The sequence below is a fragment of the Streptomyces sp. NPDC104761 genome (assembly GCF_055583445.1).
Map to the genome: position 1 here is coordinate 440,435 of NZ_JBVJNZ010000008.1, position 7,750 is coordinate 448,184.

Annotated in this window: 9 protein-coding genes; 6 read left to right on the forward strand and 3 right to left on the reverse strand. The window is 71.9% G+C overall.

Going from position 1 to position 7,750, the window contains the following annotated elements:
* Positions 1 to 108: 108 nt before the first annotated feature.
* Together ACZ63F_RS23920 and ACZ63F_RS23925 are read right to left on the reverse strand one after the other, a co-directional pair.
* Positions 109 to 1,038, reverse strand: a complete 930-nt coding sequence (locus tag ACZ63F_RS23920; RefSeq protein WP_469713548.1) for an NAD-dependent epimerase/dehydratase family protein — start codon at positions 1,036 to 1,038, stop codon at positions 109 to 111.
* A 27-nt stretch (positions 1,039 to 1,065) separates the two neighbouring features.
* Positions 1,066 to 2,022, reverse strand: coding sequence for a ScbA/BarX family gamma-butyrolactone biosynthesis protein (locus ACZ63F_RS23925; RefSeq protein WP_469713551.1), 957 nt, complete (start codon positions 2,020 to 2,022; stop codon positions 1,066 to 1,068).
* 465 nt (positions 2,023 to 2,487) lie between these two features.
* On the opposite strand from ACZ63F_RS23925, the gene ACZ63F_RS23930 reads away from it, so the two are divergent.
* On the forward strand, positions 2,488 to 3,309 hold the full coding sequence (locus tag ACZ63F_RS23930; RefSeq protein WP_469713552.1) for a response regulator transcription factor: 822 nt from the start codon (positions 2,488 to 2,490) through the stop codon (positions 3,307 to 3,309).
* Positions 3,310 to 3,466: 157 nt separating this feature from the next.
* Entirely contained in the window at positions 3,467 to 4,075 is a 609-nt protein-coding gene (locus ACZ63F_RS23935) for a ScbR family autoregulator-binding transcription factor (RefSeq protein WP_469713554.1), read from the forward strand.
* 11 nt (positions 4,076 to 4,086) lie between these two features.
* On the opposite strand, the gene ACZ63F_RS23940 is transcribed toward ACZ63F_RS23935, so the two are convergent.
* Positions 4,087 to 4,671 (reverse strand): TetR/AcrR family transcriptional regulator, encoded by a 585-nt coding sequence (locus tag ACZ63F_RS23940; RefSeq protein ID WP_352365630.1) that lies wholly within the window; start codon positions 4,669 to 4,671, stop codon positions 4,087 to 4,089.
* A gap of 400 nt (positions 4,672 to 5,071) precedes the next feature.
* On the opposite strand from ACZ63F_RS23940, the gene ACZ63F_RS23945 reads away from it, so the two are divergent.
* The 4 genes from ACZ63F_RS23945 (at position 5,072) to ACZ63F_RS23960 (ending at position 7,643) form a co-directional block, all read left to right on the forward strand.
* Positions 5,072 to 5,701: an OvmZ protein gene (locus ACZ63F_RS23945; RefSeq protein WP_469713556.1), complete on the forward strand. Its 630-nt coding sequence runs from the start codon at positions 5,072 to 5,074 to the stop codon at positions 5,699 to 5,701.
* On the forward strand, positions 5,698 to 5,916 hold the full coding sequence (locus ACZ63F_RS23950; RefSeq protein ID WP_351959116.1) for a hypothetical protein: 219 nt from the start codon (positions 5,698 to 5,700) through the stop codon (positions 5,914 to 5,916). Before ACZ63F_RS23945 ends, ACZ63F_RS23950 begins: the two co-directional genes overlap by 4 nt.
* A 372-nt stretch (positions 5,917 to 6,288) precedes the next feature.
* Positions 6,289 to 6,660, forward strand: a complete 372-nt coding sequence (locus tag ACZ63F_RS23955; RefSeq protein ID WP_256215980.1) for a dehydrogenase — start codon at positions 6,289 to 6,291, stop codon at positions 6,658 to 6,660.
* The gene (locus tag ACZ63F_RS23960; RefSeq protein ID WP_352365636.1) at positions 6,657 to 7,643 is read left to right on the forward strand and encodes an ester cyclase; all 987 of its coding nucleotides are present in this window, start codon (positions 6,657 to 6,659) and stop codon (positions 7,641 to 7,643) included. Before ACZ63F_RS23955 ends, ACZ63F_RS23960 begins: the two co-directional genes overlap by 4 nt.
* Positions 7,644 to 7,750 lie beyond the last annotated feature (107 nt).

Below are 7,750 nucleotides of genomic sequence, written 5' to 3' on the forward strand. Positions count from 1 at the left end.
GGACTCCCCGCACAAGAAAAGCCGCCCGGAAAGCAGGGCGGCGCAAAAGGGTCCGGTGGGTGGGGCCACCGGACCCGGTACCAGGCGCAGCGGGTGCCGGGCGGAACGTCAGTTCGTCGCAAGGATGGAGCGGTACCACGGTTCGGCGCGGCCGAACCACGTGTCGAAGCCGCCCCCCGGCCGCTGACCGAGATCCGCCCAGAGCGCGTCGGCCGCGAAGAAGTGGTCCGTCGTGAGGATGTCGAGCGTGCCCGGCGCAACCCCCTTCGCCGCGAGGATCGCCTTGGCCCCCTCGACGGTGAGGTTGTCACGCGGCCAGTCGATCCCCGCACAGCCGGCGACCGCCCGCAGCGCACTGCCCACGGTGACCGGCGCCGGATCCGCGGCGTGGTACACGCGCGAGGTCAGGACCCCGTCCGGCGCCAGCGCGGTCGCGACCAGCAGCCGGGCCAGGTCCGGCGCGCCGATGACCGACGCCCGTGACAGCCAGCCGGCCACCACTCCCGGCAGGGCCCGCAGCAGCCGTGCCAGGGTCGGGCCGACCCACAGGTCCCCCACTCCGAAGACCAGATGGGGCCGCAGCACCACGCCGCCGGCCGCGAGCACCGCGTCCTCCGCCGCCGCGCGGGTGCGGGAGGTGACGGAGCACGGATTGCGGGTGAGCTCCTCGGGCCGGTGACCGCGGAAGGTGCCGCGGCCGTACACCGAGGCCGTGCTGAGCTGGACGATCCGGCGCACTCCGGCCCGCCGCGCCTCGGCGACCAGCGCCGCCGTGCCACGCGCGTTGACCGCCTCGTTGGCCGCGGTACTGCCGCCGATCTGTGCCGCGCAGTGCAGGAGTACGTCGACCCCGTCGCACACCCCGCGCAGCGAGCGGGGGTCGGTGAGGTCGGCGTGCACGGTCCGGGCCCCGGAGCAGGACCGCGGCAGGGACCGGCGGTGGCTCATGAGCCTGAGGTCGGCCCGCCGGCGCTGTGCCTCGCGCGTCACGTGGGCTCCGACGAACCCGGACGCGCCGGTGATGAGAAGGATGGGCACGGGGAGACTCCCGGGGAGCGGTCGGGGTCAGCGGACACGGGGCCGCAGGACGAGTTCGGCGGTGAAGACCGTCTCCTGCCGCTGGCTGCCGCGCACCCGCACCAGCAGGTCGCCGCGGTCGCCGTAGGGTTCGGGGTCGGCCGTGATCCAGCAGGGCGCGTCGAGTTCGGCGTACCGCGTGAACTCGCTGCGCGTGCCGAGCAGCAGGGCGCAGGGTGCCCCGGTGCGGGCGTGCGCGGCCTGGCGGGCCGCCTCCAGGAGGAACATGCCGGGTATGTGGTCGACCGGGTGGTCGAAGTAGGTCGGGTGCGCGGTGTCGACCCGCAGTTCCCATCTGCCCCGGGTGCCGGGCGCGGGTTCGCACAGGGCGACGTGCCGGGCGGTGGCGTGGCCCACGGTGGCCGGGTCGAGGGCCGGCGGCGGGGTGCGGTCGGTGGTGGTGGGGCGCTCCCCGCGCATGCGCCGGTACACCTCCGGGCTCATGCAGCGGAACGCGGCCGAGGCGGTGGCGCGAGCCCCGTTCTCCCGGACCACGGTGACGTCGTAGCGCATCTCCCGCAGCCGGCCGGCGCGGCGGACGACGTCCCGGCAGACCGCGTGCATCTCGACGTCGGTGGGGACCGCGTCCGCGACGAGCAGGTCGGGCTCGGCGGTCACGGACATGTCAGACATGAGGAACTGGTAGCCGAACGGCACGTCGAACTCGGCGTGGGCGAGCAGGGATCCGATCTGGCGGATCGACTCGATCAGCAGCATCGGGTCCTGGTATCCGCCGTCGGGGGCGAACAGCGCGTGGCTGCGCGGCCATTGGGCCCGGACGACGAAGCCGTCGAAGCCGTCGGCGCCCGGGGACTCGTCGCGCTCCCAGCCGGTGAGCAGGACTTCGGAGACCGCCGCGCGGTGGACGTACTCACGCGGCACAGTGGTGGTCAGTCCGGGAAGCAGCGGCTTCGGGGCGATGGCCCGGTCGGTGAGGTGCGGCATGTGCAGCGCTCCTGTGTCGGTGTGACGGGAAGGAGGGGGCAACAAGCCGTACGCCGGCTGTCACCCCCCGTGGCCGACGTTCTGCCCCACAAGATACAGACAGGTCGGTCCGGTTCTGCAAGGGGCGAAGCGATTTCTTGGGCGAGTCGGGAAGGCTTGAGGGCTTGCCATCGATGTCAACGATCCGTTATGCCGGTATTGTTACCATGAAACGTACAAGGCTGTATGGTTCACCGGAGATGCGTGGCTCTTGGTCAAGTCTTTCTGTGGGGCGACTTAACGGAGTCTGACCTCCCACTTGTCCGGTATTCCGACGAAATCGCAGCTCAAGGTAGGGGCGTGAGAGGGTGGCGCAGGTGACGCGCCTTCCGGCCTGGGCAGTTGACAATCAGACAAGTCTGTTTGGTACGGTCTCGTCGTGAACCCGCAGTCCGAGATGACGTGGATGTGCCTCAGGGGGAGCAGATGAACCGCCAGTACGCGGACCTCGTGGCGCCGTCGCCGCGGCGCCACCGCTCGCACGGCCCGCTCGTCCCGGCCGGTCACCCGGCCGGCCACTCGGCAGCGCACCCGGCCCACCCGGCCCCCGCGTACGGCACGCCCCGCGCGGGAGCGCTGCACGTCCTGGTCGTCGAGAACGACCCACGGGCCGCCGACCCCCTCCTGCAGGGGCTGGCCCGGCACGGCTACGCCACCCACGGCGCGACCACCGGCGCCCAGGCGCTGCGCGGCCACCGCGAGGCCGACCTCGTCCTGCTCGACCTCGACCTGCCCGACCTCGACGGCCTCGAGGTGTGCCGCGGCATCCGGGCGGTCAGCGACCTGCCGATCATCGCCATGACCGCGCGCGGCTCGGAACTCGACTGCGTGCTCTGCCTGCAGGCCGGCGCGGACGACTATCTCGTCAAGCCGTACGGCTTCCGGGAACTGCTGGCCCGGATGGAGGCGGTGCTGCGCCGGGTGCGGGTCCGGCCGGCGGACGCACCGGCGGCCGGACGGGTCGTCACCCACGGGCCGCTGCGCATCGACCCGGGTGCCCGCACGGCCATGCTCGACGGGCGGCCCCTCGACCTGACCCGCAAGGAGTTCGACCTCCTCCACCTGCTGGCCTCGCAGCCCGGCACGGTGATCCCGCGCCGTCAGATCATGGCCCAGGTGTGGGACGACGCGTGGTCGCCGCGCGGTCGCACGGTCGACACCCATGTGGGTACCCTGCGCGGCAAACTGGGCTCCAGTGCCTGGATCGTCACCGTCCGGGGAGTCGGTTTCCGGATCGGCAGTCCCTAGTCCTCTCCCGCGTTCTCCCAGGTCACGCCCGGTCCCGGCGCACGGCCCCGGAACCGCTTTCTGACAACTCCCGCCGCGGTACTGACCGTGGGCCGCCTGTGCGGCTTACGATACAGACCAGTCTGTTGAATTCAGCGGGAGAGCGTAAGGATCTGGCATGGCTCAGCAGGAACGCGGCAAGCGGTCACGGCGGTCGATCCTGGAGGCGGCGGCCCAGGTCTTCGACGAGCGCGGCTACGACGCCGCCAGCACCAACGAGATCCTGGCCCGCACCGGACTCACCCGGGGGTCCCTCTACCATCACTTCCCCTCCAAGGAAGCCATCGCGCTGGCCCTGGTGCAGGCCCACGCCGAGGCCCTGCAAGTGCCGGAACGGCCGATCAGGCTGCAGTCGGTGATCGACCTGACCCTGGAGTTCGCCCGGCGCCTGCAGCACGACGCGGTGCTGCGCGCGAGCGTGCGGCTGACGACGGAGCAGACGTCGTTCGACTGCCCGCCGCAGACCACCTACGAGCAGTCCATGGACACCGTCCTGACGCTGCTTCAGGAAGCCGAGAAGCGGGACGAGATCCTGCCGGGCGTGGACGTGCGCGAGGTGAGCTCCCTGATCGTCGGCTCCTTCACCGGACTGCAGATCATGTCCCAGGCCTACACCGGCCGCGCCGACCTGCCCGAACGCACCAGCGTCCTGTGGAAGTTCCTGCTGCCGGGACTCGCCACGCCGGGCCTGGTCGGGCGGCTGCGCACGACGCCGCCCGAGGAGTGAGCGGCCCGCTCTCAGATCCTGCGCTCGCCGCCCCGGCCCGGCGGCCGGTCCCGGTCGAACAGCGGGCGCAGCAGCCGCCACAGGCGCTGGGTGATGTCGCCGTCCCACCAGCCGGGGTTGGTGTGCCCGAGGGTCTCGATGCCCGCGGCCATCACCACCGCCAGGTCGGCGAGGTCCTCGGCCTGCTCCGCGGACTCCTTCTGCGCCTCCGCCACCCGCTCGTGGACCGCGGCGAGCAGGTCGTCGCGCAGCCGGGGCGGTCCGGCCGAGCCGTCCGCGGCCAGCTGCATGCCCGCCCGGACGACCTTCTCGGTGCGCATGGCCTCGCCGAGCGCGAACAGGAAGCGCCTGGGCGCGTCCGCCGCCGGCCCCGCGAAGGCCTCCTCGGTCAGCGCCTCCACCCGCGCTCTCGCCTCCTCGTACACGGCCGCGGTCAGCGCGGTGGTGGAGGCGAAGTGGTGGTAGAGCGCCCCCCGGCTGACCCCGGCCCGGCGGCAGATGTTGACCAGTCCCGCGTCGGACAGCCGACCGTCCGCGATGAGCTCGGCGGTGGCATGGACGAGAGCCTGACGCGTGTGCTCGGATCGCGCCTGCATCAGGTCGTACCCGCCTTCCCTGCCAGCAGTGTGCCCGGTACATGCACTCCCTGCGGGCACCGGTGCCAATGGTGGTAAGAATCATACAACCATGCCTGTTTCGAGGGAGGCCCCCGGTAGTCGTCCACCTCCGCATGATCTCCACAGGATCCCAACGTCCCTGGCGGCAGGGGTGGATGTCCGGAAACATGCGCGGTGAGCGGAGTCCCGGACGCATCCTCAATCAGACAGGTCTGTTTGTAAAAGGGCTCAAATCCGGCCAGTTGACACAGGTTTGACACTCCGCTGACAGAGCTGCGGAGGATTGTGGGAAGCCTGAACCGCCGTCCGTTGAAGCAGGCCGCCCGCCCCCGTGAGACTGGACGCAGTTCCACACGGACCGAGGATTCGGGGGATCCGAATGGAAGAGCCGGAGCGACTCACGGACGACCACGTCAGCCGCGACTGCCGCAGGCGCTGCGGCCGGATCTGCGTCCGCTGCCTGGACCGGATCGACCGCGGCCTGCGTACCCTGCTCGACCTGTACCGGGAGAGCGACCAGGCGCTGGCGCCCGGGGCGCCGGTGCTGCGCGAGCGGGTGAGCGGCAGCCGTGCCACCGTCGGCATCGTGCTCGACGAGCGGACGCTGGCCCTGCGGGCCCGGGCGGCCGAGGTCATGGCGCTGTGGGCGCGGCTCGTCGTGGACGAGCGCACCGGCGCCCGGCCCGCGGGCCGCGGGGTGCCCGCACTGGTCGGGTTCCTGCGCGGGCAACTGCCCTGGTTCGCCGGGCACCCGGCGGGCGCCGACCTCGACGAGGAACTCGGCGAACTCCTCACCGACTTCGGCCACCTGCTCGGGCCGGGCCCGGTCCGCCGGTTCGCCCTCGGCGCCTGCACCCGGCCGGGGTGCACCGGGACGCTCCACGGCATCCTGCCGGCGGACGGCGGCGACCGGGTGCCGGACCAGGTCGCGTGCGACGCCGGGCACGCGCTGCCGCCGCGCCAGTGGCTGCTGGTCGCGAACCGGGCGCGGGAGGCGGTGACGACATGACGGGCACGGGAGACGGTGACGGCGGGACGGCGTCCGCGGCGGCGAAGCCGCGCACGGTCCCGACGGAACTGGCGGCCCTCGCGATGGGCGTCACCCAGGCGACCATCCGCAAATGGGCCAGCCGCGGCAAACTCACCCGCCACGGCGGCCCCCGGCGGGCCGAGTACGACCTCGACGAACTGTTCGCACTGGCACGCAGGAGCGAGACCGAATAACCGGCGCGAGACCCCGCGACCGCAGTGAATTCGAGTAACTCCGCGCTGCCGCGCGGAATTCACCGACCATCACCCGCAAGAAACCGGATCCGTGCGGGGATCCGGTGCGAAGCAGCCCCCGCGGCCCGTCCCCCCGGCCGCGGGGGCTGCTTCGGTTGCCCGCCCTGATTATCAACTCGCTTCATTCAAAGGGAAGTTGACGCATCCGAACAGAGGTGTCACACTCTTTTCGGCGCCCCCATGCCCTGACGGCGGCGGCGCTTCTCGCGGGCCTCTGCATTCGAGCCCGTGGCGTCCATCCCGAAATCCGTGCCCCGACCGGGGCGCGGATTTTTTGTTTTCCCTCCGCCCCGACTTGAGGAAGTGTGGTCGATGCCTGTTTCCACCTGGACACCCGTCGGACAATGGACGGGTACGGTCACGCACGACGGCGAGGTGGACGAGTACACCGTCGCCTTCGCCCCGGACGGCTCGCTCTCGGTCACCACGCGCAAGAGCACCGGAACCGGCGCCTGGACCGTCACCGGCGACGACTCGCTGGAGTTCTCCCTGCGCGAGGACTTCAACCTCGACGTCACCCAGATCAGCCCCAACGGCCACCGGGCCGCGTACATCCAGATCGACATCACCGCGCGGCACGACGGCGACGCGCTCACCGGCGAGGGCAAGGCCGTCGTGCACGGCCCCGACGACGTCGTGATCTACGCGACGGACGCCCGGACCGAAGCGCGCCGGGTGTCATGACGGCCGAGGTCGCCCGGCTCACCGACGTGCTGAGCCTCAGGGACCTGGCCGGGCGCTATCTGGCCGGCCTCGACGAGGGCGGCTTCGACGAGACCTGGGCGAGGTCCCTGTTCACCGAGGACATCGAGATGACGTTCCCGGTGGGCAGCCACCAGGGCCTCGCCGGGGTGGCCGGCTTCACCACCGAGATCATGGCGCGCTGGGGCCGTACCCACCACCACGGCTCGGAGACCCAGGTCGACGTCGACGGCGACCGGGCCGCACTGAGCTGGAGCCTGATCGCCTCCCACGTGCACCACGGCTCGCCGCTGCCGCCGGACCCCACCCGGTACTTCCAGCTCGGCGGCCGCTTCACCGGCACGGCCCGGCGCACCCCCGGCGGCTGGCGTTTCGACCGGCTGCGGCTGCGGATCGTGTGGACGACCGGCGCCGTGCCCAGGGGAGTGACCCAGGTCGACCGGCAGACCCTCGACACCCGAGGAAACACGCTCACTTCAGCCAAGGAGAACCCACCCATGCCGACCACGCTCACCGCGGACCAGCAGAAGGAACTGATCGAGAAGGTCTTCCACGAGGGCCTCGACCTCGGCGACCTGGCGGCCGCCGACCGCTACCTCACCGCCGACTTCCGCAACCACGGCAGCCACGACGACTCCATGCGCGGCCCGGAGGCGTTCAAGCACACCATCCGGATCCAGCAGTCCGCGTTCAGCGACATCAAGTACGAGATCCTCGACTTCATATCGATGGGCGACAAGGCCGCCATCCGCTGGGTCATGCACGGCCGCCACACCGGCCCGTTCATCGGCATCCAGCCGACCGGACTGCAGGTGCAGCACCAGGCGATCATCTGGTTCCGCTTCGAGGGCGACCGGATCGCCGAGCGCTGGGGCATCGTCGACAACTTCGCCCTGCAGAAGTTCCTCCAGTCCGGCGGCAAGCCGGTCGGCCCGCTGACTCCGGCGGGCAAGCCCGCGGCCTGAGCCGCGCCCGGCCGCGGGGGGGGGGGGGGGGGGGGGGGGGGGGGGGGGGGGGGGGGGGGGGGGGGGGGGGGGGGGGGGGGGGGGGGGGGGGGGGGGGGGGGGGGGGG

Bases quoted from the DNA above. Each gene is read 5' to 3' on its own strand.
- ACZ63F_RS23925 (WP_469713551.1), bottom strand. From the start codon at position 2,022: ATGCCGCACCTCACCGACCGGGCCATCGCCCCGAAGCCGCTGCTTCCC.
- ACZ63F_RS23930 (WP_469713552.1), top strand. From the start codon at position 2,488: ATGAACCGCCAGTACGCGGACCTCGTGGCGCCGTCGCCGCGGCGCCAC.
- ACZ63F_RS23935 (WP_469713554.1), top strand. From the start codon at position 3,467: ATGGCTCAGCAGGAACGCGGCAAGCGGTCACGGCGGTCGATCCTGGAG.
- ACZ63F_RS23940 (WP_352365630.1), bottom strand. From the start codon at position 4,671: ATGCAGGCGCGATCCGAGCACACGCGTCAGGCTCTCGTCCATGCCACC.
- ACZ63F_RS23945 (WP_469713556.1), top strand. From the start codon at position 5,072: ATGGAAGAGCCGGAGCGACTCACGGACGACCACGTCAGCCGCGACTGC.
- ACZ63F_RS23950 (WP_351959116.1), top strand. From the start codon at position 5,698: ATGACGGGCACGGGAGACGGTGACGGCGGGACGGCGTCCGCGGCGGCG.
- ACZ63F_RS23955 (WP_256215980.1), top strand. From the start codon at position 6,289: ATGCCTGTTTCCACCTGGACACCCGTCGGACAATGGACGGGTACGGTC.
- ACZ63F_RS23960 (WP_352365636.1), top strand. From the start codon at position 6,657: ATGACGGCCGAGGTCGCCCGGCTCACCGACGTGCTGAGCCTCAGGGAC.